The 23,167-nt window shown below is 58.9% G+C and carries 20 protein-coding genes; 11 read left to right on the top strand and 9 right to left on the bottom strand.

The window, feature by feature from the left end:
- The first annotated feature begins 64 nt into the window (after positions 1–64).
- The gene (locus ACOYXG_RS13315; RefSeq protein WP_460358307.1) at positions 65–1,495 is read left to right on the top strand and encodes an aldehyde dehydrogenase family protein; all 1,431 of its coding nucleotides are present in this window, start codon (positions 65–67) and stop codon (positions 1,493–1,495) included.
- A 70-nt stretch (positions 1,496–1,565) separates the two neighbouring features.
- Here ACOYXG_RS13315 and ACOYXG_RS13310 read toward each other — a convergent pair whose 3' ends face one another.
- A complete protein-coding gene (locus ACOYXG_RS13310; RefSeq protein ID WP_460358304.1) occupies positions 1,566–2,615 on the bottom strand; it encodes a 3-oxoacyl-[acyl-carrier-protein] synthase III C-terminal domain-containing protein in 1,050 nt (349 codons plus the stop codon).
- A gap of 454 nt (positions 2,616–3,069) precedes the next feature.
- Between ACOYXG_RS13310 and ACOYXG_RS13305 the strand changes: the two genes are divergently transcribed.
- The gene (locus tag ACOYXG_RS13305) at positions 3,070–3,741 is read left to right on the top strand and encodes a lipopolysaccharide kinase InaA family protein (protein ID WP_097089816.1); all 672 of its coding nucleotides are present in this window, start codon (positions 3,070–3,072) and stop codon (positions 3,739–3,741) included.
- A 130-nt stretch (positions 3,742–3,871) separates the two neighbouring features.
- Here ACOYXG_RS13305 and ACOYXG_RS13300 read toward each other — a convergent pair whose 3' ends face one another.
- Positions 3,872–4,624, bottom strand: coding sequence for an SDR family oxidoreductase (locus ACOYXG_RS13300; protein WP_115989771.1), 753 nt, complete (start codon positions 4,622–4,624; stop codon positions 3,872–3,874).
- Positions 4,625–4,733: 109 nt separating this feature from the next.
- Between ACOYXG_RS13300 and ACOYXG_RS13295 the strand changes: the two genes are divergently transcribed.
- Both ACOYXG_RS13295 and ACOYXG_RS13290 read left to right on the top strand, forming a co-directional pair.
- Positions 4,734–5,651 (top strand): LysR family transcriptional regulator, encoded by a 918-nt coding sequence (locus tag ACOYXG_RS13295; protein ID WP_460358446.1) that lies wholly within the window; start codon positions 4,734–4,736, stop codon positions 5,649–5,651.
- A 130-nt stretch (positions 5,652–5,781) separates the two neighbouring features.
- Entirely contained in the window at positions 5,782–6,195 is a 414-nt protein-coding gene (locus ACOYXG_RS13290) for a nuclear transport factor 2 family protein (RefSeq protein ID WP_096796003.1), read from the top strand.
- Positions 6,196–6,251: 56 nt separating this feature from the next.
- Here the strand turns inward: ACOYXG_RS13290 and ACOYXG_RS13285 are convergent, their stop codons facing one another.
- The gene (locus ACOYXG_RS13285; RefSeq protein ID WP_096796004.1) at positions 6,252–7,208 is read right to left on the bottom strand and encodes a LysR family transcriptional regulator; all 957 of its coding nucleotides are present in this window, start codon (positions 7,206–7,208) and stop codon (positions 6,252–6,254) included.
- Between the two features lie 42 nt (positions 7,209–7,250).
- Between ACOYXG_RS13285 and ACOYXG_RS13280 the strand changes: the two genes are divergently transcribed.
- From ACOYXG_RS13280 to ACOYXG_RS13265, 4 genes are all read left to right on the top strand, one after another.
- On the top strand, positions 7,251–7,682 hold the full coding sequence (locus tag ACOYXG_RS13280; RefSeq protein WP_460358299.1) for a GFA family protein: 432 nt from the start codon (positions 7,251–7,253) through the stop codon (positions 7,680–7,682).
- Positions 7,683–8,064: 382 nt separating this feature from the next.
- A complete protein-coding gene (locus tag ACOYXG_RS13275) occupies positions 8,065–9,519 on the top strand; it encodes a DUF1254 domain-containing protein (protein WP_460358296.1) in 1,455 nt (484 codons plus the stop codon).
- Positions 9,520–9,552: 33 nt separating this feature from the next.
- On the top strand, positions 9,553–11,046 hold the full coding sequence (locus ACOYXG_RS13270) for a DUF1254 domain-containing protein (protein WP_460358293.1): 1,494 nt from the start codon (positions 9,553–9,555) through the stop codon (positions 11,044–11,046).
- 83 nt (positions 11,047–11,129) lie between these two features.
- Positions 11,130–12,164: a hypothetical protein gene (locus ACOYXG_RS13265; RefSeq protein ID WP_460358291.1), complete on the top strand. Its 1,035-nt coding sequence runs from the start codon at positions 11,130–11,132 to the stop codon at positions 12,162–12,164.
- A 176-nt stretch (positions 12,165–12,340) separates the two neighbouring features.
- Here the strand turns inward: ACOYXG_RS13265 and ACOYXG_RS13260 are convergent, their stop codons facing one another.
- Complete coding sequence (locus ACOYXG_RS13260) at positions 12,341–12,610, bottom strand: hypothetical protein (protein ID WP_096796008.1); 270 nt, start codon at positions 12,608–12,610, stop codon at positions 12,341–12,343.
- A gap of 322 nt (positions 12,611–12,932) precedes the next feature.
- Between ACOYXG_RS13260 and ACOYXG_RS13255 the strand changes: the two genes are divergently transcribed.
- The 3 genes from ACOYXG_RS13255 (at position 12,933) to ACOYXG_RS13245 (ending at position 15,236) form a co-directional block, all read left to right on the top strand.
- Positions 12,933–13,907: a quinone oxidoreductase family protein gene (locus ACOYXG_RS13255; RefSeq protein WP_027611777.1), complete on the top strand. Its 975-nt coding sequence runs from the start codon at positions 12,933–12,935 to the stop codon at positions 13,905–13,907.
- Entirely contained in the window at positions 13,904–14,842 is a 939-nt protein-coding gene (locus ACOYXG_RS13250; protein WP_027611778.1) for a LysR family transcriptional regulator, read from the top strand. Before ACOYXG_RS13255 ends, ACOYXG_RS13250 begins: the two co-directional genes overlap by 4 nt.
- 151 nt (positions 14,843–14,993) lie before the next feature.
- Entirely contained in the window at positions 14,994–15,236 is a 243-nt protein-coding gene (locus tag ACOYXG_RS13245; protein ID WP_103367089.1) for a hypothetical protein, read from the top strand.
- Positions 15,237–15,286: 50 nt separating this feature from the next.
- Here the strand turns inward: ACOYXG_RS13245 and ACOYXG_RS13240 are convergent, their stop codons facing one another.
- From ACOYXG_RS13240 to ACOYXG_RS13220, 5 genes are all read right to left on the bottom strand, one after another.
- A complete protein-coding gene (locus tag ACOYXG_RS13240; RefSeq protein WP_135295812.1) occupies positions 15,287–16,189 on the bottom strand; it encodes a bestrophin family protein in 903 nt (300 codons plus the stop codon).
- 164 nt (positions 16,190–16,353) lie between these two features.
- Positions 16,354–17,640 carry a carbohydrate porin gene (locus tag ACOYXG_RS13235; RefSeq protein WP_027611780.1) on the bottom strand — a complete coding sequence of 429 codons (1,287 nt, stop codon included), beginning with the start codon at positions 17,638–17,640 and terminating at the stop codon, positions 16,354–16,356.
- 105 nt (positions 17,641–17,745) lie between these two features.
- Complete coding sequence (locus ACOYXG_RS13230) at positions 17,746–20,151, bottom strand: glucose/quinate/shikimate family membrane-bound PQQ-dependent dehydrogenase (protein WP_460358285.1); 2,406 nt, start codon at positions 20,149–20,151, stop codon at positions 17,746–17,748.
- A 206-nt stretch (positions 20,152–20,357) separates the two neighbouring features.
- Entirely contained in the window at positions 20,358–20,801 is a 444-nt protein-coding gene (gene tspO, locus ACOYXG_RS13225; protein WP_027611782.1) for a tryptophan-rich sensory protein TspO, read from the bottom strand.
- Between the two features lie 59 nt (positions 20,802–20,860).
- Positions 20,861–23,050, bottom strand: a complete 2,190-nt coding sequence (locus ACOYXG_RS13220; RefSeq protein ID WP_460358282.1) for an ATP-binding protein — start codon at positions 23,048–23,050, stop codon at positions 20,861–20,863.
- Positions 23,051–23,167: the final 117 nt, after the last annotated feature.

Here is a 23,167-nt window from a genome sequence, read left to right as displayed (position 1 = left end):
AACCCTTCTTAGACTTCATCACAGAGGCTCGATTCAGACGAGTCGTTTTGAGCGAGGAGTCGCCATGCAACGCATTGAACATATCTATATCAACGGCGAGTTCGTTCTTCCACACGGTCAGGAATGGTTCGACCTTCATAACCCGAGCACCGAGCAAGTCATCGGTCAGGTTCGGTTGGGCGATGCGCTGGACGCACAGCGTGCGATCGCAGCCGCCAAGGCTGCATTCCCGGCGTGGGCCCGTACTAGCCGGGAGGAGCGCGTTGCGGCTCTGCACCGAATGCACCGGGCGGTGGCGGCAAAGGAGGAAGAGCTGTTGGAAGCCATCCTCACGGAGTACGGTGCACCTGTAGCTCGCGGGCGCTGGATGGCGACTTATCCGGCCGACGTGATTGCGCAGGCAATCGATGCTCTGGAGGCGTTCGATTTCGAGGAACAGGTCGGCACGGCCAGGGTCATTCTGACGCCCGTGGGTGTGACCGGTCTGATCACGCCATGGAACAGCAATGCGGGCTTCATCTGCAACAAACTGGCCACCGCGCTGGCGACAGGCTGCACCGCCGTCATCAAGCCTAGCGAGATGAGCGCGTTGCAGACGCAGGTCGTGGTCAGTGCGTTGCACGAAGCGGGGTTGCCACCGGGTGTATTCAATGTCGTCAACGGACGGGGTGATGTGGTTGGCGAGGCGATCGCCGGTCATCCCGATGTTGCCAAAATCTCGTTCACGGGCTCATCCGCTGTCGGTAAGCATCTGGTCAGAACCGGTGCCGACACCATGAAGCGTGTGACGCTGGAACTCGGCGGCAAGTCGCCCACCGTGGTGCTTGATGATGCTGATCTGCAGGCGGTCATGCCGATGGTGCTGCAAGCCGGATTTCTCAACAGCGGTCAGGCGTGCATCGCGGGCACTCGCATTCTCGTGCCGCGCGGCCGGCTGGCAGAGTTTGAGCGGATTGCGAAGGAGGGCGTCTCACAGATCCGATCGGGCGATCCGCGTAACACCGACACCGATATCGGTCCGATGGTGAGCCAGAAACAATGGGAACGGGTGCAGCGCTACATCCGTATCGGCCAGGAAGAAGGCGCAAGGTTGCTGGCGGGTGGCGAAGGTCGCCCGCAAGGCTTGCATGCCGGTTGGTTTGTGAAGCCCACGATCTTCACTGATGCCAACAACCGGATGCGCATTGCACGTGAGGAAATCTTCGGGCCGGTGTTGACGATCATCCCCTACGAGGAGGATGCCGATGCGATCAGCATTGCCAACGATACGGACTATGGGCTGAGCGCCCTGGTACTGGGAAAAAGCGCTGAACGTTGTATGAACGTAGCCCGTCAGATCGATGCGGGACGCGTGCTCATCAACACCCTGACCCACGAACCGCGTGCCCCCTTCGGTGGATTCAAGCATTCAGGCCTTGGGCGCGAAATGGGCAAGTGGGGGATGAGCGCGTATTTGGAGCCGAAGACGTTGATCAGCCATGACACGTTAAAATGACTGGGTCAGATTCCTGTCGTCAACAGGGTCGAACAACTTGCCGCCTCATGGCGGCAAGTTGCATCAGGCCCTACAAGGTAAATGACAACGCAGAGAAGACCATCCCGCCACTGCCTGCCCAGCCCATGCAAAACTGGCCGTTTTCGGCTTCGCCTCGACTCATGGCATCGAAGATGCCGTAGGGGATGGACGCGGTAATGATGTTGCCGGTCTTATGCCCGACGTGGTGCAGCTTGTGATCAATACCGATCAGTTGCCCAATGTGCTCCCACATCTTTGGCGAACCGGTATGAATAAACACTTTATGAACATCTGCTGCAGAGATGTTTTGCAGATTGAAGACTTTTATCGCTTCATTGCGGCCGTCTTCATGCAAGGCTGCCGCGTAGGAGTTGAATTGATATTGCCCGCCGGTCGGTGAAATACGCGGAATATCCTCCTCATTGCAGAACAGTTTCCAGTCCGGCAGGGAGATGGTCGACAAGTCACTCAAGTCCGGCCGGTTGATGTACGAGAACTTGAAGTTGCCGGGGGCCTCATGACTGAGGATGGTGACCGTGACGGCTTCGCCAATGGTAAAACTCGGAAACTTGTAAGCCAGTTCCGCCGACGACTGCAAAGAGAAGTTCTTGGGCATGACCGGCCCGCCAGCAGACATGCCAAATTCCATATTGACGATCGCCGCGTAGCGAATCTCGCCGGCCTGCATCTTACTGTTGATGACATCCATGGCAGTCACCCAGCCATTGCAGGCGTCGACCACATCGAAGTTTCTGCAACTCAGGCCCAGCGCCTTGGCGATGAACGTACTGTTGGCCGGCTCGATGAAGCCTCGCGTGACGTTCGGATAGATCAACAGATCCAGGTCGGTCTTGTCGATGTTGGCCTGAGCGAGCGCCGAGTTGAATGCAGTCTCCATCAGTTCCATCGGCGTTTCGTCGGCGCCCAGCCAGTGACGCGTGCCGCTGCCGCTTTTTTCAAGCAACTTGCTGATGGTCTTCAAGGTTTTAGGCAAGTCTTCCTGGAAGGTATCTTTAGAGTGTTCCTCGACCAGGTTTATAACGTCCTGATTGCTGACGATGCGTGACGGGAGAATCCCGGACAGCCCAACTATTTTCATATGACTTCCTTGTTGAAAGTATGCATCCGTGGGCAATGGCTGCGGATGAGCAAACCCTTACTCATCCCTGTAAGGAGCCACTGGCGGCAATACTTTTAGCACAAAGAAAACGCGGATCAAGAAAGTTGTTGGTTATTTTCCTTAATCGAATTGAATCATGACCTGGGTCAATTTAACGGCTTTCAAGTTAATCGAAAAACAGTCGGGCGGACCCTCGCGACGCGGTTGGCATCTGTGTTTGATGTCGTCGGCTATCGGCGAAAAGGACACACCTGAAGGGATAAACACCCCTCAATAGCCAATTTTCGTCACGTGGTTGCATAAAAGCCCCAAGCTGGCCCTAAAATCCTCGAACACCGAGGGAACTATTAACGTCCACCAACAGACTGAGCTGCTGTTGCGACCCTCATGCAAACGTCGCACGAAACGATTTCTACAATAAATGGAGCGCACAATGGGCAGGGCAGGCGATGAATTTGATTTCTGGTGGGGTACTTGCGGGTCGTGGGTGGAACCGCCGAATGTGCGCCGCAGCGGCACCAGCGGTGTCCAGCTGATTGTTCAAGGTGACAAGACGTTTTTTGTAAAGCGCCAGACCGGCCATTTGTTCCGCAGTCTCCGTTACCCCACTGGCCGACCCACCGCACTGCGTGAAGGCGTTGCCCTTTCAAGACTCGAAGAGCTGGGCGTGAATGCGCCAAGACCGGTATTTTATGGCGCGAGAAAAGTCGACGGCGTATGGCAGGGTGTCTTGGTTACCAAAGACCTGGGCGGCTTCATCGATCTGGATACCTGGTATAGCCAGGGCGCTGCAAGCCTGTTGACCACAGAGCAACATCTGCGACTCCTTGAACGTTTGGCGCAAATGCTGGCGCGGATGCACTCGGGCAAATGGCAGCACGGTTGCATGCGCTCCAAACACATCTTTATCAAGGCGTCGATTACCGACACAGACTTCGATTTCGAACTGGCGCTGCTTGACCTGGAGAAATCTCGCGGTCGTGCTACGGCAATGGGCGCGGCGCGTCACGATATTCCGCAGCTCAGACGGCATTCCTTCTGGGATGAGTCGCAGTGGCGGCATTTCCTTTCCTGCTACGAGCAAGCCGTTGGCAGAACCCTGTAAAAAGATTGTGCGGCAGTGACACCCGCTCAATCTGCGCCTGACAATAGCACCAGCGAACGCCGTCCGGGTTGGTAATGCACACACTCAGGCGTGGGGTGGCGGGCGACCGCGACAATCGCCCGCTGGCTGCTCAGATTTGCGCCTGGCCACCGTCAACAAACAGCTCGATACCGTTAACGAAACTGGCGTCATCGGAGGCCAGGAACAACGCGGCGCTGGCAATTTCGTCAGCTTCACCGACACGCCCCATGGGGATCAGCGAGGCCATATAGTCGAGCAAGCCCTGCTGCTGAGCGGCATCGGGGCCGGCCAATTCAACCAGGCCAGGCGTGCGGGTGGCGCCGGGGCTGATGGTGTTGATGCGCACCTGGCGGTCTTTCAAGTCCAGAATCCAGTTGCGGGCAAATGAACGCACGGCGGCTTTGGACGCGGCGTAAACACTGAATGCGGCGGTGCCCGAGCTGCCCGCCGTAGAGCCGGTGAGAATCACCGAGGCTTTTTGGGCCAGCAGTGGCAGTGCCTTTTGCACAGTGAACAGCACGCCTTTTACGTTGCGATTGAAGGTGTCGTCGTACTGCTGTTCAGTGATTTCACCCAGTGGCAGCATCGATCCGCCACCCGCATTGGCGAACAGCACATCGATTCGGCCGTGGGTTGCGCCAATCTGGCGATACAACGCGTCCAACTGATCAAGGTTGGCGGAATCCACCTGAACGCCGGTGGCGTTGCCAACCGCGGCGACAGCGGCGTCCAGTTCGGCTTGACGACGGCCCGTGATATAGACGTGAGCGCCTTCCTGAGCGAAGCGTTTGGCAGTGGCCAGACCGATGCCTGAGGTGCCGCCGGTAACCAATGCAATTTTGCCTTCGAGTTTGTCAGTCATGGTGTTTCTCCCGTATTTCGATTGAGTGAGTTGCGGTGTGGGAGAAGCTTATCGACGGGAAAATACTTTCAAAATAGAATTGTCTGAAACCTATCGTTGCAGAAATGAAATGAGCAGACTTCCGGATTTTGAAGGGTTGGCGATGTTTGCCAAGGTAGCCGAAGAGGGCTCGTTCGCTGGCGCGGCACGGGTCATGAGTGTGTCGGTGCCGACGGTATCGCGAGCTGTCGCACGGTTGGAGGAGCGTCTGGGCGGGCGCTTGTTCAACCGCACCTCGCGGCAACTGGCACTCACCGAATTCGGCGCGAGCATGGCGGCCAAGGCGGGTGAGATTTATCGGCAGGCTGAAGAGGTGGAAAGCGAGGCTCAGGATTTATCGGTCCAGCCCCGCGGCCAAGTACGCTTGGCGATCCCCATGTCGTTTGGCTTGCGTTGGGTGGCACCACTGATGCCGCAGTTGCTGCGCCAGTATCCCGAGCTGTCGATTGACCTGCACCTTTCGGATGCCTCGGTTGACCTGATCGCCGAGGGCTTTGATGCGGCGTTACGCATCGCCGTATTACCGGATTCCTCGCTGGTTGCACGGCGCCTGTGTGCCGTCACTCAATACCTGGTCGCCTCACCGGCTTATCTGCAAGCTCATGGAAACCTTGTCCATCCCCGCGAACTCGCGTCCCGCACGTGCCTGAGTTATGCCTACCGGGCCCGCAGCCAGGTGTGGCGATTCACTCATCAAGACGGCAGCGAAGAAGACGTGGTGCCCAGCGGTCCATTAAGAGTGACCAACTCGGATGCGTTATTGCCGGTGTTGCTTGAGGGCCAGGCCATCGCCGAACTGCCGGAATTTATCGCCAGCGAATACTTGAAAGACGGACGCTTGGTCGTGGTGCTACCGGAATGGAGCATGGCCCGTGGCGGTTTGTATTTCGTCACCCCTTCGGCACGTACCCGGCCGGTAAAAATCAAAGCGCTGTCGGACTTCTTTGCCGAGCATCTAAGCCAGCCTGAATGGCGATGGCCGTCATGAGGCGTTGGCTTTCAATTATGAAACGATGATTTTCATTAACGTCTATTTTTGAAATCAAAGGGATCTCCTAACGTGATCAGGTCAGCACCTGCAGCGTGCCCATCCCTTATGCGTTTCGGAGAAAGTCGTCATGAAAAATGCCGTGGAATTACTTCAAAACTACCTGGATGCCATCCAGACGCCGCACCTGGCGGCAGCACTTTTCGCGGAGGATGGCGTGCTGGAGTTGCCCTACCTGGAGTCGCTGGGCATTCCCCACCGTGTGCAAGGCCCCGCCGCCATTGAGAGTTTCATCGGCTCATTGCTCGGTAAAGTGCCGGACTTCAAATTTCGCAACGTTCACTTTCTGATCGACACACCCGACCAGGCGTTTGCCGAATACAGCGTAGAGGCCTTGGTGCCTGCCACTGGGCGCATCTACCAGCAAATGTACGCCGGCCGCCTGGTGGCCAAAGACGGCAGGATTCAGCTGCTGCGCGAATCTCTGGATACCGTGGCCGCTGCCAAAGCGTTCGCGCCGGTTGATTCAGAGCGAGACCAATAAATCGCGATTATCCCGGTATGGCGGGCAGGGACTGGTGCTGGCATGGATCACTTCCCTCAGGGGGCGTTCGAGCGCAGATAATGATGCAGTTCCTCACCCACCACTTCGAACGCCTTGGCGATCCGTTTGATTTTGCGCAAGTCACTGTGCATCGCGATCCACACTTCGACCTCGAAGCCGAAGCTGTCTGGCAATACGTGAATCAGCCCATGATTTCTGGCGATAGGTATCGGGCAAAGACCGAAGCCCAATCCCGCTTTCAATGCAGCCAGTTGCGCAAGGTGGTGATCCGTGGCAATCGCGAAATGCTGATCGGCTTCACACAGCCCGGCTTCGACCAAGCGACGCAAGTCAGCTGAGCGACGGTCTGGCCCGATCAACGGCCGCTGGCGCAGCGACGTCAGGCTGACGGGCTCACCATAACGCTCCAGGCACTCGGCACTGGCATGGACGCCGATCCGCAAGCTGCCGACCCGCCGCACCACGATATCGGCCTCCATCGGACGCATCAGGCGTACGGCTATATCCGATTGCAGCCTGGCGATGTTTTCCAGTGCGTCGCCGATGCTCAGTTCGAGCTTCAGTCCAGGATGGTCGTAATGGAAGTTCCGCAGTAAAGCGGGCAATACCTCCACTCCCAGCAACTCGCCACAGGTCAGCCGCACCGTGCCGTGGTCCACCGACGTTTCAGCGCTGGCCGCCCGGTTGAAGGCTTGCGCGGCGAGATCCATGGCCTCGACATGATCGATGAGGCGCTGCGCCCCACTCGTAGGCGTCAGGCCTGAGGGCGTGCGGGTGAACAGGCTCAAGCCGAGTGTCTGCTCAAGATGATCGAGGCGTCGGCGGGCCGTGGCCTGCGCAATCCCCAACAACTTCGAAGCACCGCTCAGGCTGCCGGAACGCAGCACCGCAAGGAACACCTGCTGGCTCTCCCATTCAAGACCGCTCATACATTCTTGACCAACAGCTGCTCCTTTTTTGCTCTTCTGCTCGGGCGTGTGAAAAGGGATCATGCGCGCCGAACTTATCCGGGCGTCATTGTAAGGAGTCAACGCATGAGATTCACCGGTCAATGTCTGTGTGGGCGCGTCAGCATCGAAATCGAGGCGCAGCAACTGCCACCGCTGTATGCCTGTCATTGTCTGAACTGCCAGCGTTGGAGCGGCAGTGCATTCGGCCTGCACATGCTATGCGCGGCTTCGGCAGTGCAGGTGACGGGCGAAACGGCGACCTTTGTACACGAGCACCAAGGGCATACCTCCACGCAACATGCCTGCGGCGAGTGCCATACCCGACTGTTCAACGAGACCAGCGCCGCGCCCGGCATGCGTGTGGTGCGGGGCGGCGTGTTGGAAGGTTCGGAGCGCTTCACGCCGGTGGCGCATATCTGGACGCGACGCAAACAACCCTGGCTGGTTCTGCCGCAAGGCGTTGCACAATGGGAGGAGAGCCCGACGCCCCAGGCGTTTGCCAGCGCACTCGGGTAAAGAAGCAAGATGGTGGCTTAACAATACTCACCAACGCTTGTACGTTGCCCCTTGGATAAGGGGGCAACACACTTCATCTCTATTGATCGAATCAAATCATGCGTCCTCCAGCGCTGGTCAAAAAACGCTTGCTCTGGGCCATTACAGCTGCACGAGCACTGTGATGCCTTTCTTCCGTCGCGATCCTTATCAGATTTCTTGCCCTCAACATTGGAATGTCGGCCAAGAGCTGAGGAGCAGTTATCAGAAATGGAAATAGGATCTTAATTTTTCATACCTTTTCTGGCCGATCTCATTTCCTCTGCTAGGTTTTTCTAACGAACAATCTTCCACCAGAAGATTGATTCACCGAGAAACCGTCCCAAGCAAGGATGCCTTCCGTATGAACAAAACACCTTTATTCGCCAGCGGCCTGCTCGCTACCGCGCTATTGCTCGGCGCAGTTGCCGTGCAGGCACAGACCTCGCCCGTAGTGCAGGTATCCGGCCCCGAAGCCGATGTGAAGGTGACCGAAACCTACGTACGGATGATGGCGCGGGAGGCGTATTTCTGGGGTTGGCCGATGGCTAATATTTATAATCGCCGCCTGAAGTTCAAGGATCTGCCGCAGGCCGGGTTGATGGGGGGCATCGTGCCCGTGGCGCCGATCAACCATCTGTCGATGCTCACCGACTACATTTCACCGGGGGAACGCCTGGTGGCTTGTCCGAACCAGGATGTGGTCTACGGTGCGGGCAGCATTGCGCTGGATATCGAACCGGTGGTTTTGCAGGTCCCGGACTTTGGCGACCGGTTTTGGGTTTATCAGGTGGTGGACCTGCGCTCCGACAGCTTCGCCGAGCTAGGAAAAATGTACGCCACCAAGCCGGGCTTCTATCTGTTGGTGGGGCCGGACTGGAACGGCAAGGTGCCTGAGGGCATCACCCAGGTCTTTCGTGCAAAGACCAATACCGGTTTCGTGATTCCGCGGGTGTTCCAGGACGATACGGCCGAAGATCGCAAGGCCATCCAGCACTATTTGTCGGGCATCGACATGTACCCGCTGTCCAAATACGACGGCAAACTCAAGCAGCGTGACTGGAGCCAGTCGCCGAAATTCCCTGCCGAGGCGTCGGGTGACGAGGAAACGCGCTGGGTGCTCCCGGAAAAGTTCTTCGATGAGTTGCCGGCGATTCTCAAGGACGCCAAACCGCTGCCGGGAGAAGAGGCGCGCTATGCGCAATTGGCGGTGCTGGCACAAATCGCCCAGCGCGATCCCGAGCTGAAAAAAGCCATGATCGACGAGGCGCAAAAGTCTGATGCAGACGTGGTCAAGCCGCTGTTGCAGTTCCGCAACTACGGGAAGCAATTGCCCAATCACTGGAGCACCATCGATAACGGCGCAGCGTTTGGCACTGATTACTTCCTGCGCACGGCGGTTGCCCGGTCAAACATCTTCGTCAACAAACAGATCGAGACCAAGTACTTCTATCAGGATCTGGACGAGTCCGGCGTCCGACTCAACGGCGCCCAGCGCTACAGCGTGACCTTCCCCAAAGGCGCGCTGCCGCCGGTCAAGGGTTTCTGGTCGCTGACGCTGTACAACCAGCAGCATTTCTTCGCCGAAAACTCGTTGGGCCGCTATTCCCTCGGCACCAAGAACAAGTCGCTCAAGACCAACGCCGATGGCTCGCTGACGCTCTACGTGCAGAGCGATTCGCCGGGCGCCGACAAGGAAAGCAACTGGCTCCCGGCGCCGAAGGGCGCGGACTTCTCGCTCTATGTTCGCGCCTACTGGCCGGAAGCGGCCGCGATGAATGGCCAGTGGACGCCACCGGCGGTGGTCAAGGTCAACTGAACCGATTTCCAACTGCGTTCATAAGGACAGCCCATGAACCGTTTGCGCACCTCACTGATGGCCTTGGCCGTAAGCCTCTCCCTAAGCGGCCTCGCCGATGCCGCGACGCGTTATGAAGAACTGGCCAATCAGCCTTTTGAAAAAGGCTTCCCGACCGAAGCGACCGCACGCAGCCTCATTGACGAATTGGTGTTCCAGCGCGCCGTGCAGTCGTATCTGTGGGCTCTGCCGGCGATCAATATCTGGTCGATGAAGGAAGCGTCGGAGAAGCAGTTCGGCGCGGGCTACAACATCCTGCCGACCTGGAAAAAACGCATCAACGCCAAGACTCTGGTAACCACACCAAATTCCGACCTTGTCTACGCCATGAGCTATCTGGATCTGGCGAAGTACGGCCCGCTGGTGGTCGAAGCACCGCCCGGCGTGCAGGGCATGTTCGATGACTTCTTCCAGCGCCCGATTGTCGGGCCGACCATCGACGGCAGAACCTGGCGCGGTGACGTTGGCCTGGCGGGTCCCGACAAGGGCAAGGGCGGCACCTATGTGCTGCTCCCGCCTGATTACAAAGGGCCGGAGCCGACCGAGGGATTCGTCTATCGCTCGCGCACCAACAACGTGTTCCTGTTCTGGCGCACCTTTTTCAAGGACCCGAAAGACCTCAGCGTGCCGGTAGCCGAAGTCGAGCGCACGAAGATCTATCCGCTGGGCAAGAAGGATTCGGCGCTGCCGATGCAATTCCCCGACGCCACCGGCGCACCGATCAACATGCTGTTCCCCGAAGACGGTCGCTACTTCGGCATGCTCTCGCGTTTCATCGACGCCGAAGCCGTCGATCCGGCGGACATGGACATGCGCGGGTTCCTGCACACTTTGGGCATCGAGAAGGGCAAGCCCTTCGCCCCGGATGCCGAGCGGCGCAAGCTGCTGGATGAAGCGGCGCGCACCGCGTTCAAGATGAGCAAGGTGGTGACCAGCCACTTGTTGTACAAAGAGCCGGGCGGTCTGTACTACAAGGATCGCCAGTACGTGAACACTTTCGCCGGGGAGAACACCGAGTTCCAGTCCAGCGGCAGCTTCACCAATCTTGAGCAGCGCGTGGCGTTCTTCACCTCGGCCTATTCCGACAGCCCGGGCATGGTCATGAACATGGTCGGCGCCGGTGCCAAGTATCCCGCGACTACCCGAGACGCCGAGGGCAAGTTCCTCGACGGCGCCCAGACCTACAAGCTCAACCTCCCGGCCAATGTCCCGGCGGCATTGTTCTGGTCGGTCACCGCCTACGACAACCTCACGGCATCGGGCCTGGACAACGGCCAGCCGTTCCCGTCCCTCAATCAAATGGATAAACCGGCGCAGAACAGCGACGGCTCCACCGACATCTACTTCGGCCCGACATCGCCGGGCGAGGGCAAGAACTGGATCAAGACCGTACCGGAGAAAGGCTTCCTGGTGATCGTGCGGTTGTATGGGCCGAAGCAGGCGTTTTTTGACCAGAGCTGGAAGCCAAGTGATCTGATCAAACAATAGAAGCACTCCGGACGTGAACACTTGGACCCTGCGCCTTCAGTACGCCTGGTGAAATGGAGGGCAAATCGATGCAATCGATAAGGATGCGATTAAGTCTGACACTCTGCGGGGCGGTGCTCAGTGGCTTGGCTTGTGCCGCCAGCCCTCTGCCGAAACTGGGTTCCCCGTCAGTTGCAGGGGCCAAGGTCGATCCGGAAAAATGCCACCAGCTACAACAGGACTTCGACATTGACCTGAAAGAAGTGGTCAAGGCCGGCTGCGAACCGTCCACCGAACAGATATCCAGACTGATGGACAACCCGGTGGGCAACCTTGTCCTGCTGTTCAACCAGTACGATTACACCGCGCTCAAAGGTCCGCACAGCAACGGCACACGGATGCTCGGCAAATACAGTTTCATGCCGACTTTTCCGATCTCTCTTGGTGAAGACTGGAACCTGATCAATCGCCTGCCGATCAGCTACGTCAGCGCCCCGGTCAACCGCAAGGCCGGTAACCTGATTGGCATGGGCCCCAACGAGATTCTGCACGATCGCGGTGACTTCACCTCGGTCGTGCAGGACCCGTTCGACCGTACCAGCGGTTTCGGCGACCTGGCCTACGTTGGTGTGTTTTCGCCCAAGGAGCCGATCCGCTTTGCCGGGGGTGGCAAGATGGTCTGGGGCTTCGGCCCGACCGCGATGTTTCCGACTGCCGAAGAAGACGTGCTCGGTACGGGCAAATACTCGCTGGGCCCGGCGTTCGTCGCCGCGTACCTCGGCCCGGACTGGACCCTTGGCGTGTTCCCGCAGCACTGGTGGTCGGTTGGCGGTGATAGCAAGCGCAAGGACGTCAGCCTGACCAATGTGCAGTATTTCATTCAGCGGGCGATTCCAGGGCCGGAACAGTGGCGCATCGGCATGACCCCCAACGTCACGGTCAACTGGAAGGCCGAGGGCGGCAACAAAGTCACGTTTCCCATCGGGATCGGCGCTGGGCGAATCTTCAATTTCGGCAAGTTGCCGGTGAGGATCTCCGGGGAAATTCAGTACTCGGCGATTCATCCGGATGACCTGATCAGCAGCCGCTGGAATTTCCGGCTGTCGTTCATTCCGGTCATACCTACCTTTATGTTTTGAAGATTACCCCAAGCCGGGGGTGCATGCGGGGGTATCAGAGCGGAGGGAGCGTGGGGCAGGGCGGAGTCGCGGTTGCGGCATTGGCTCAATCGCCGAGAGTAAGGACTGTCGTTTGGCTACAACAGGCGCTGGTGCGTGCTCAGCACATAAGTCACGCACCAGACTCGTTTGAATAATTACCACTGACCGCTTCCGAGGCAGGCGATTATTTCCCAGCCACTGAATTCCCACCAGGAATAGCGCTCATCAGAGCAGCTTCTGGCCAGGCTGGCCGTCTGGATTTCTCCGGCTTTTCGCTGGGTTGCGAAAGGCGTGTCAATCGAGGCGGTCGCCTGCTTGACCGTCTGTGGAGCACTGATGGTCGTTGGATGAACGGCAGCGTTTGTGACCGTTGCGGCGAGAGCGAGTGTCGCGGCGATGGCCAGGGTAGTCATGGACTTTTTCATGTTCGAATCCTTTCAGTTAGCTGACAGCGGGCTTAAACATTGGCCCCGACCTGCCTTCTGAACAGATCGGGCATTCGCGTAATGTGACGCCAGAAAAGCCTATCACTGCGCTATCTGCGGAACAGTCGCACAACTGTGCTATTGACAGTTTTGAACCGTTGGTATTTACAGCGCCGCAACTGATGCAGCGCTCCATTCCATGATGTTATTGCTGCAAATCATGCATTAATGTCTTGCAGTCAGCCCGTCTTGTTCGTCGGTAAGTCAGTTCTCACACTAGCGGCATCTGTTTGGAAGACTTCTGACCTTAGAGGAAACGACCATGGTATCCGCTATCCGCTTTAATCAGTTCGGCGCGCCTGATGTGTTGAGTCTGGAAACGTTGAGCGAACAATTGCCCGGGCCAGGTGAGGTCTGGATTGAACAGGACGCCATCGGGGTCAACTTCCTCGATGTGACTCAACGCAAGGGTGCGGTGCCTGTTGCGCTGCCATCCGGACTCGGATTGGAGGGGGCCGGGCGAGTCGTCACCGTGGGTGAGGGCGTCAGCAATGTGCACGTTGGTGATAGGGTCGCTTATGCTACTGGGCCCATTGGCTCATATGCTTCGGCCCGACTTTATCCAGCCGAGCGACTGGTGAAGATACCCGACGCCTTGTCGTTCGATGATGCCGCAGCTGTCATGTTCAAAGGCATCACTGCGCAGTACCTGTTAAAAACCACCTATCCAGTGGCACAGGGCACCACAGTTCTCATCTATGGCGTGGCTGGAGGATTGGGGGAAATCATGGTGCCATGGGCCAAGCACTTGGGGGCGACAGTGATTGGTGTGGTTTCAAAACTGGCCAGCGTCGAAAAAGCGCTGAGATCCGGTTGTGATGAGGTGTTGGTATTCAATGCCGACAACCTGGCGTCTGAGGTCAGCCGTCTTACCCAGGGCAGAAAGGTTGACGTGGTCTACGACCCTATTGGCCGTGCGTCTTTCCAGGCGTCTTTGGATAGTCTCCGGCCACGCGGGCTGATGGTTTCGTTCGGGGCCTCGTCAGGTGCGCCCTCGGCTGTAGAACTGTCGACGCTCAATGCTAAAGGCTCGCTGTTCCTCACACGTCCTTCACTGGCAGCACACACCGCCAGTGCCTGTGAGTACCAGGAACGGGCGCAGGATGTGCTGGCCGCCATAGGCGCAGGTATTATCAAGCCCAGGATTTGGGCCAGCTACGCTCTGAAAGATGCATCGCAGGCGCATACGGCATTGGAGTCAGGGCAGTCATCGGGGGCGATCATTCTAAAACCATGAATCTTGATGTTCTGAATAGTCAGCACAGTGACGAAATCGCTGCGTTTCTGGCCGTTGCCTCCCAAGGCTCGTTTGTCGCTGCAGGTCGGCTCCTGCAGCGACACCCAACCGTCGTATCGAAACGACTGGCCGCCATGGAAAAGCGCCTCGGTGTGCGTCTCGTCGAGCGTTCAACCCGTCAGGTTCGAATTACGCCAGTAGGTGCCAAGCTTGAGCAGCATCTGCGCTCGGCCATCAACCTGATGAATGAAGCGCAACAGCAGGCGACGCAAGGTGCCAGCGAAGTTCGAGGAACGTTGCGGCTTGCACTGCCGGCAGCCATGGGACGGCGCTGGCTTGGTCCGATGTTGCCGGAGTTTCTCAAGGAACATCCGCACGTTTCGATCCTCGCAGACTATAGCGAACGCCTGGTGGACATCATTGACGAAGGATTCGACGCTGCGATCCGAATCGGAGAACTGGAAGACAACCGACTGATCGCCAAACGGTTAAGTGACCACCGCCGGATCCTCGGCGCTTCGCCCGCTTACATAGAAAAGCATGGCATGCCCGACCATCCACACGACCTGATCAAGCACAATTGCCTTCGCTTTAGTGGCCTTGCGTCTTTTCCGCAATGGAGGCTTTTTCGCGGCAGCGAGTTGCAAACAGTCGCGCCAAAAGGAAACCTCACGGCCAACGACAGCGAATCGTTACTTGCCGCCGCTTGCGCTGATTCAGGGATACTCGGCGCAGGCGAATGGCTGATGCGCCATGACATTGCTGCAGGAAAATTGCTTCACGTTCTTCCGGACTGGCAACTCGACACCGCTGGTGGGGTTTACCTGGTCAGGCCGTCAGCCAAGTTTCCGAGCGCCGTGGTAATAGCTTTCAAACAGTGGATCGAGTCAAAGTTTACCCCTGCGCCTCCATGGGCTATTTGCCGGCCTGATTGAAATCCACTTCAAAAATTGCTGGCCTCTTGGTTAAACGCTCTCCAACTCTAAATAATCTGAACCCCGTCCGAACGCCCACGCCTAACGATCAGCTTGTGTTCATTCGCACAGGCCCGGTGCCAATACCGGCACATTCCGAGAGGTGGTCAACGTGGCTAAAGACGAGAAGAAAAGCAAAAAAGACGACGCTTCGAAAGCCAGCAAGGACTTGAAAGACAAAAAGTCTTCGCCGGAAAAGAAATCAGCGGCAGCTTCGGCGCTTTCCAAGTCCTCCGACAAGAAAGACAAGAAGAAAGACGCCGAACCTAAAAAGTCGGCGAAAAAAGCCGATAGCAAGCCGGAAAAGGCCAAGGATGCAAAGAAGGCTGACAAGCCGGCGAAAAAGAAGAAGTAATACCTGTGACTCGCCAGGGCTTCACGCCCTGGCGTAGCTCAGATCGTTCCTCAAGCCGTTTCTTCAACCCTGTGCACATCCCCCAACGAATCACGCTGCATCGACTGCAGGTTTTTCTCGATGGTTTCGCACAGGGCTTCCATCTGGATCTGGTGCTCGCTATGGCGAAACGGGCTTTGCAGGTCGGTGCCGATGCGTTCGATGGCCAGCAGCATGAAGCCCACCACCGTCGAGGCCAGCGGGGTGAACCAACCCAGCGATTCCACCAGCCCCACCGGCACAATCAGGCAGAACAGCGAGATAAACAGGCGCGGGAAATACACGTAGGGGTAGGGCAGCGGAGTATTGGCGATCCGTTCCATCCCGCCCTGGCTGTTGGACAGATCGACCATCGTCGATTCCAGCCGTGCCAGCCGAATGCTGTCCAGGCGCCCGGCCTTGTATTCCCTGGCCAGCAACGCCGCGGAACCGGTGAGGATGTCGTTGGCAAAGTTGTTGGTGGTGCCGCTGCGGGCGAACTCATCCGCCGGGATGAACGCGCGGACTTCCTCCGGGCAAGGCTGACCCTGCAGATGCGCCGCGAGGCAATTGACGTACGCCACATGGCGGCGCAACAGCGTCGCCTTCACCGGGTTCACTTCGTTGTCGGGATCATCCAGCAGCGTCAGCACCTGCCGGGCGAAGCTGCGCGAGCTGTTGATCATCATGCCCCACAGCGTGCGCGCCTCCCACCAACGGTTGTAGGCGCTGCTGTTGCGGAAACTGATCAGCACCACCAGCGCTGAACCGAGCAGCGTCAGCGGCATCAGCGGCAGGTTGATCTTGGCGTTCAGGAACAACATGAAGTCGACGGTGACGGCGATGTCCCAGAGCAACAACCAGAACAGCGACCAGCCCACGTAGCCCATGGTCTTGATGATCAAACGGTATTTTTTGACGATGGCTGCTTTCAAACGGAAACCTCGTGGCGAGCGGTAAGCGTTAACGCCCTAGCTCCGACGCTGGTTCGGGGGTAAAGGTTCGGTGTCGAGTGAGCTTCTTGGTTACGACAATTTTCAGGCAATAAAAAACCCGGTCATTACGCCGGGTTTTTTATTGCCTGCAGTTCTGCCAGAAGTCAGAGCGAGGCTTTCACCTGCAAGCCAAACACCAATGCATTGTCGATGTCCTGCCCGGAAAACGCGCCCGGTTCGATGATGTATTGCATGTTCGGACGCAGTGTCAACCAAGGCGTGGCCTGGTAGCCGTAGCCGAGTTCGATCAACTGCTCGCCACTGTCCAGGTTCGGGAACTGCGTGCCATTGGCCATGGCGGCGTCCTGCTGTACGTCGCGGCTGCGCGGGTTAGGCACGGCGCGGCCATAGCCCAGAGCGACGGTGTCACGCGGGCGACCTTCGAACGGTTTGTACAGCACCAGACCGGTGCCGTACCACTTGCTGAATGGCGAAGCCGCTTCGCTGGCCGCCGAGTATTGGCCGAACGCATGCAGGCTGCGGCCCTCGGACGTTGGCGAACTCCATACGGCCTGATCGATCAGCAGGTAGTGACCGCCACGGCCGGAGACTTCCTTGTCGCTGCCGATGCGTTTCACGTCGGAGCTGTCGTAGTAGTAACCGAGCTTGTATTCGCCAGGCAATTGGCCCGCGTGCTTGTAAACCAGTTCGATCGGCACCACGGTGCCGGTGGTGTGTTTCGGGCCCAGATGCCAGGCGCGGCTGGAGTTGCCGTTGCTTTCCGGATCGACGTTGAACGCCGCTACGCGCAGTTGCCAGGACGGCGACAAGTCGTATTTCACCCGCACGCCCAGGTGTGCGTTCGGGTAGTTGGTCCAGCCGCTGCCGCCGGACATGTTCAGCGGATGGCCGCAGAAACCGGCGTTCATGAAGTTGCACAGAATGCCGCTGTCGAGGCCGCCGAGGTCGTTGCCCATGGCCATGTAGCCCAGCTTCACGTTAAGCGCCGGGGTGAACAGACTGCGCTCATAGCTCAGTTCGGTCAGGCGGGTGTAGAGGCCGCCGTAGTTTTCCTGGATCGGCAGACGGTTGCCAACCAGATCTTCGGAGGCGCTGTTGCCGCGGCGGTCGTTGATGGTCAGCTGAACCTTGCCGGCGTTCTCTACGCCATACAACTTGCTCAGGTCGAACTGCGCGCCGAGCTTGATGTTCTGCGAATAACGACCGGAGCGGTGCAGGCCGCCGTCGGCGTTGTAAGCCATTTCGCCGGTGTAATCGCCGGTGAACTTGATCCCGTCTTCGTCCATCTGGTGGCGCAGGCCACCCCAGTCACCGGTCAGGGTGTTGCGGGTCAACAGGTTCGAATCGGTATCGGCGAAGGCGGGCAGGGTGGTGCAGGTCAGGCCCAACAGCACGCCGTTGACCCAGCCGTTACGAGTAAAACCAAACATGGAGATCTTCCTGCTCAAAGCTGTAGCGATATCGGAAAGCGGCGCGGCACCCTCAGGTGCCGCGCGCAAAAAGAAAGCGCCCGTGTTCAGCACGGGCGCTGCGGTTTACGGCAAGGCGTAAGCCATCACGTAGTCGCCGCGATCGGTCGACTGACGAGCACCACCGGCGGTGATGACGATGTACTGCTTGCCGGTCTTCGGCGAAACGTAGGTCATCGGGCCGCCCTGACTGCCAACCGGCAGGCGCGCTTTCCACACCTCTTCACCGTTGCCGCTGTTGAAGGCGCGCAGGTAGAAGTCCTGGGTACCGGCGATGAAGATCAGGCCACCTTGGGTCGACAGGGTGCCGCCGAGGGTCGGCAGACCGATCTTGATCGGCAGGTGCATGCGGATGCCCAGCGGACCGGTGTCTTCAACGGTACCGACCGGAACCTGCCAGGCAACTTTCTGGGTTTTCATGTCGATCGCGGTCAGGGTGCCGAACGGCGGTGCCTGGCAAGGAATGCCGGCCACCGACAGGAAGCGGTTTTTGTTGACCGCGTAAGGCGTTCCTTTGAGCGGTACCGCGCCCATGCCGGTGTTCAACGCTTCGCCACCGGAGGAGGCTTGAGCCTTGTTCTGCGACGGGATCATCTGAATCCACAGACCCAGGCGCATGTCGTTGACGAAGATGAAGCCGTGCACCGGGTCAGTGGAGATGCTGCCCCAGTTCATGCCGCCCAGCGAACCCGGGAAGCTCAGCGATTTATCAGTACCCGGCGCGGTGTACAGGCCGTCGTAACGCATCGATTTGAAATCGATCCGGCACAGCAACTGGTCGTACGGGGTGGCGCCCCACATGTCCGATTCAGTCAGATGCTGCGCACCGATCTGCGGCATGCCCACCGATTTCGGCTGGGTTGGCGAGTACGGTTCGTTCGGGATGTTCGCGGCTTTGACCGGGACTTCTTTAACCTCGGTCAACGGTTTGCCGGTGGCACGATCGAGCACGTAGATCTGCCCGGCCTTGGTGCCGATGACCAGCGCCGGAACGCTTTTGCCGTCCTTGGTGAAGTCGATCAGGCTCGGCTGCATCGGCAGGTCGAAGTCCCAGAGATCGTTGTGCACGGTCTGGAATACCCAGCGTTCATCACCGGTGGTAGCGTCCAGCGCGAGGATCGAGGCGCCGTAGGTGTGATCGAGTTTGCTGCGCTCGACACCATAGATGTCGGTGGACGAGCTGCCCATTGGCAGGAACACGGTGTTGGTTGCCGGATCGTAGGACATCGGCGCCCAGCTGTTCGGCGTGCTGCGTACATACGTGCTGCCGTCGGCCGGTGCCTGTTTGTCCTGCGGATTGCCCGGGTCGAAGGCCCAACGCATGGCGCCGGTGATCACGTCGAAACCACGGATCACGCCGCCCGGCATGTCGGTCTGTACGTTGTCGGCTACACGACCACCGACCACCACAGTGGTGCCGGCCATCAGCGGAGCGGAGGAGAGCTGGTAGTAGCTGTCCGGTACATCACCGAGACCGGCCTTCAGGTCAACCTGACCGTTGTTGCCGAAACCCTGGCAGAACTCGCCGGTGTCGGCATCGACCGCGATCAGGCGGGCGTCGATGGTGTTGGTCAGCAGACGGCGCTGGCAATTGGCGGCCGGTGCCGGTTTGGCTTCGATGATGCTCGAGTTGCTTGGCTGAGCGATGGCCTTGGTGGCATCGAAATAAGCCATGCCACGGCAACGCTGCCAGACTTTCGACTTAGCGTTGATCGCGTTCTTCCACAGCTCTTTGCCGGTGTCGGCATCCAGCGCGATCAGGTTGTTGTGCGGGGTGCAGATGAACACTTTGTTGCCGATCTGCAGCGGAGTGAGCTGGTCTTCGGCACCGTTGCCATCGCTTTCGGCGACGTCACCGGTGTGGTAGGTCCACGCCACTTTCAGCTTGTCGACGTTATTGCGGTTGATCTGATCCAGCGCGGCAAAGCGGCTGCCGCCCTCGGTGTTGCCATAGTGCGCCCAGTCTTTTTGCGCCTTGTCTGGCTCAACCGGGGTCAGGCCCGGGCCAGTGCCGGTCGCGGCGACAGTCGGGTGCGCAACGAACATGTTGCCGGCAGCCACCGCCAGGGCGATTGCCAACACTGCCGCGAGGCCGTAGGCACCGCGACCTGGAACACCACCGTTGGCACGTTTGAGCAGCGGGTAGACCAGCGTCACCGCCAGCCCCACGGCGCTGAACATGAACAGACGCGAGAACACCGGCCAGAACACCAGCCCGGCATCGCTCACGGCCCAGATCGCTGTCCCGACCAGAAACGCCGCGAACAACCAGGCGCCGGCCGTCTTGAAGCGAGCGATCAGCAGACCGGAAACGGCCATCACCAGACCACCCACGAGGAAGTACCACGACCCTCCCAGGCTGACCAGCTTCACTCCGCCAGCCGCAAGTGCCAGGCCGAGCAGGGCGATGATCACCCCCAGCCCGACCAGAATGAATTTTGATATGCCCGAGAGGCGTTGACTCTGCTTCACGTTGAATGTCCCGTTGAAATGAGGCGTGCATTATATAGATAGGTAACTACCTAGTTAAATCACTAATTCAGTAATGAACTGTTGTTCATTGCGAAATCCCCGTCCTGAGCGGGGACCTGCGCTTTCAAGGGCCTGGAAAGATATTTTGAATGCCTGAAAAACCGCCTTTTTGTCAGAAAAAATGCGAGTTATGACAGCTGCCGTCATCAACCACGGTTATTGCGCAGAATCGAGAAGTTCAACGCCGCCGCCACACACAACCAGGCCAGATAAGGAAACAGGATCAACCCGGTGATCAAATCCAGGCGCAACGCCATAAACACCATCACCGCGACCACCAGCCACAACAGCAGCAGAATCACCATGGCGGCGGCCACCTGATGCGCGCCGAAGAACACCGGCGTCCACAACGTGTTCAAGGCAATTTGCGCGGCCCACAGCGCCAACACTGTCTGACTGCCAGGAATCAGGCTCAAGCGATAACCGGCCCAGGCCAGCAATAGATAGATAATGGTCCAGGCCACCGGAAACGCCCAATTGGGTGGAGTAAATCCGGGTTTATTGAGCCCTTCGTACCATGGCCCGGGCTTGAAAATCACCCCGGTAGTCGCCGCAGCGCCGCACGCGATCAGAAAAATCAGAAACGTCACCATTTTTCACTCCTTGGCCGCAGCCACTCTCTCTGGGATTACAGCGCCGCAACGGTCGCTCATTCGGATTTCATCGCCATCAGGTCGCTGACCCGCGCCACCAGCGTGTCGACAGCAAACGGCTTGGTCAGCACCTGCATGTCCGGGCCCAATTGACCGGCACCAATCACCGCGTTTTCTGCGTACCCGGTAATGAACAGGGTCTTCAGATTCTGGCGGATTTCCCGGCCGGCATCGGCCAGTTGCCGACCGTTCATGCCGCCCGGCAAGCCGACGTCGGTGATCAGCAAGTCGATGTGGATGTCCGAGCGCAACATCTTCAGCCCGACCACACTGTCAGCGGCCTCTATCAAGGTGTAGCCGAGATCGCCGAGCACGTCAGTCAGCAGCGCACGCACCGTAGGCTCGTCGTCCACCACCAGAATTGTCTCGCCAGACTTGGGCAAGGCTGCCGGCGTGTTGTCCTTGTGATCCTGATTCGGCACGGGCTCGCCATGGTAGCGCGGCAGGTAAATGCACATCTCTGTGCCCTGGCCGACCTGCGAATGCACACGCACCTGGCCGCCGGACTGCTTGGCGAAACCGTAGATCATCGACAGCCCCAACCCCGTGCCCTGGCCCAGCGGTTTGGTGGTGAAGAACGGGTCGAAGGCCTTGGCGATTACATCGGCGGTCATGCCGGTGCCGGTATCGGTCACGCACAGGCACAGGTATTCGCCCTCGGGCATGTCCAGCGTGCGCGCCGTCTCGCAGTCCAGCGCACGGTTGGCCGTTTCGATGGTGATGCGCCCGCCATCGGGCATCGCATCGCGCGCGTTGATGCACAGGTTGAGCAGGGCATTCTCCAATTGGCTGGCGTCCACCAGCGTTGGCCAGAGCCCCGGTGCGGCGCGGGTTTCCAGAACGATGCTGGGGCCGACCGTACGCTGGATCAGTTCGGTCATGCCGGTCATCAACGTGTTGACGTCGGTCGGCCGCGGATCGAGGGTCTGGCGTCTGGAAAACGCCAGCAGACGGTGGGTCAGGGCGGCGGCTCGCTTGACCGCGCCCTGGGCGGTTACCATGTATTTGTCGACCTCATTCAGCCGGCCCTGGCTGATCCGCGCGCCCATCAACTCCAGCGCGCCGGAAATGCCGGCCAGCAAATTGTTGAAGTCATGCGCCAGGCCCCCGGTCAGTTGGCCGACGGCTTCCATTTTCTGCGACTGACGCAGTTTCTCTTCGGCTTGCATCAGCTCTGAAGTGCGCGATGACACGCGCTGCTCCAGCGTATCGTTGAGCGCGCGCAACGCGGCGATGGCGCGGTCGCGCTCCGCTTCGACATTGCGCCGTTCCTCGACATCGATCAGCACGCCGGGAAAGCGCAGCGGCGTTCCATCATCGGCACACTCAACACGGCCGTTGGCCTCGATCCACTGATATTTGCCGTCTGTGCGGCGCACACGGTACTGGTGGGAGTAGGCGCCACCACGGCCGATGGCTTCGTTGATCGCGGTGGTCAGTCCATCCTGGTCTTCGGGATGCACGGTCACCATGACTTGTTCGAGGCTCAGCCCTTCGCGGCCCAGCGCCGGGTCGAGATCAAACACCCGGGCGAACGCTTCGTCCACGGCAAAACGATCGGTGAGCAGGTCCCAGTGCCAGGTGCCGATGATCGCACCAGCGGCGAGCGCCAGTTGCACACGCTCGACGTTCTCCCGCGCCAGCGCTTCACTGGCACGCAAACGCTCCTCGGCGTCGCGCCGCTGGGTGACGTCGTTGAACAGGATCGCGATCTGCCGGTCGGCCGGATCGCCGACCCGTACCGCGCGCACGTCGAACCAGCGTTCGAAGGTGTTGGCGTAATTTTCGAAGTTCGCCGGCTCTCCGGTTTTGGCCACATGGCCGTAGGTTTCGAACCAGAAGCTTTCCAGATTCGGCGCGAACTCGGTCACCCATTTGCCGCGCAGGTTGACCCCGCACTGGTGTTCGAACGCCGGGTTGGCTTCGACGAAGTAGTAATCGACGGGTTTATCCTCGGCGTCGAATTTGACCTTGACGATGGCGAACGCCGACTCGATGGTTTCCAGAATGGTGATGAAGCGTGCCTCGCTGCGGGCGAGCGCATCCCGACTGGCTTGCAGTTGCGCCGCCATGTCGCGATCGAGGTCAACGTCCTGCGTGTCGACCAGGGTGCTCTGAAGCGCCGCGCGCAATCGCCTTACCTCTGACTCAAGCGCTTCGCGACTAAGGTGTTCAAGGGTATCCATGTGACCTGCTTTATTGAATGTTCAGGGGCTGGCTTCATAGAGCGCGTAGGCACAACGCGAGCAGTGAACGTCGCGCTCGCAGGGGACTTGAGCGCCGATCATCCGTTGACCGGGCGC

The organism is Pseudomonas sp. G3-39, from assembly GCF_054790485.1.
The sequence above is the reverse complement of the archived record's forward strand: the minus strand, read 5'-3'. Positions and strand labels throughout refer to the sequence as shown.

Bases quoted from the DNA above. Each gene is read 5' to 3' on its own strand.
- ACOYXG_RS13315 (WP_460358307.1), top strand. From the start codon at position 65: ATGCAACGCATTGAACATATCTATATCAACGGCGAGTTCGTTCTTCCA.
- ACOYXG_RS13310 (WP_460358304.1), bottom strand. From the start codon at position 2,615: ATGAAAATAGTTGGGCTGTCCGGGATTCTCCCGTCACGCATCGTCAGC.
- ACOYXG_RS13305 (WP_097089816.1), top strand. From the start codon at position 3,070: ATGGGCAGGGCAGGCGATGAATTTGATTTCTGGTGGGGTACTTGCGGG.
- ACOYXG_RS13300 (WP_115989771.1), bottom strand. From the start codon at position 4,624: ATGACTGACAAACTCGAAGGCAAAATTGCATTGGTTACCGGCGGCACC.
- ACOYXG_RS13295 (WP_460358446.1), top strand. From the start codon at position 4,734: ATGAGCAGACTTCCGGATTTTGAAGGGTTGGCGATGTTTGCCAAGGTA.
- ACOYXG_RS13290 (WP_096796003.1), top strand. From the start codon at position 5,782: ATGAAAAATGCCGTGGAATTACTTCAAAACTACCTGGATGCCATCCAG.
- ACOYXG_RS13285 (WP_096796004.1), bottom strand. From the start codon at position 7,208: ATGATCCCTTTTCACACGCCCGAGCAGAAGAGCAAAAAAGGAGCAGCT.
- ACOYXG_RS13280 (WP_460358299.1), top strand. From the start codon at position 7,251: ATGAGATTCACCGGTCAATGTCTGTGTGGGCGCGTCAGCATCGAAATC.
- ACOYXG_RS13275 (WP_460358296.1), top strand. From the start codon at position 8,065: ATGAACAAAACACCTTTATTCGCCAGCGGCCTGCTCGCTACCGCGCTA.
- ACOYXG_RS13270 (WP_460358293.1), top strand. From the start codon at position 9,553: ATGAACCGTTTGCGCACCTCACTGATGGCCTTGGCCGTAAGCCTCTCC.
- ACOYXG_RS13265 (WP_460358291.1), top strand. From the start codon at position 11,130: ATGCGATTAAGTCTGACACTCTGCGGGGCGGTGCTCAGTGGCTTGGCT.
- ACOYXG_RS13260 (WP_096796008.1), bottom strand. From the start codon at position 12,610: ATGAAAAAGTCCATGACTACCCTGGCCATCGCCGCGACACTCGCTCTC.
- ACOYXG_RS13255 (WP_027611777.1), top strand. From the start codon at position 12,933: ATGGTATCCGCTATCCGCTTTAATCAGTTCGGCGCGCCTGATGTGTTG.
- ACOYXG_RS13250 (WP_027611778.1), top strand. From the start codon at position 13,904: ATGAATCTTGATGTTCTGAATAGTCAGCACAGTGACGAAATCGCTGCG.
- ACOYXG_RS13235 (WP_027611780.1), bottom strand. From the start codon at position 17,640: ATGTTTGGTTTTACTCGTAACGGCTGGGTCAACGGCGTGCTGTTGGGC.
- ACOYXG_RS13220 (WP_460358282.1), bottom strand. From the start codon at position 23,050: ATGGATACCCTTGAACACCTTAGTCGCGAAGCGCTTGAGTCAGAGGTA.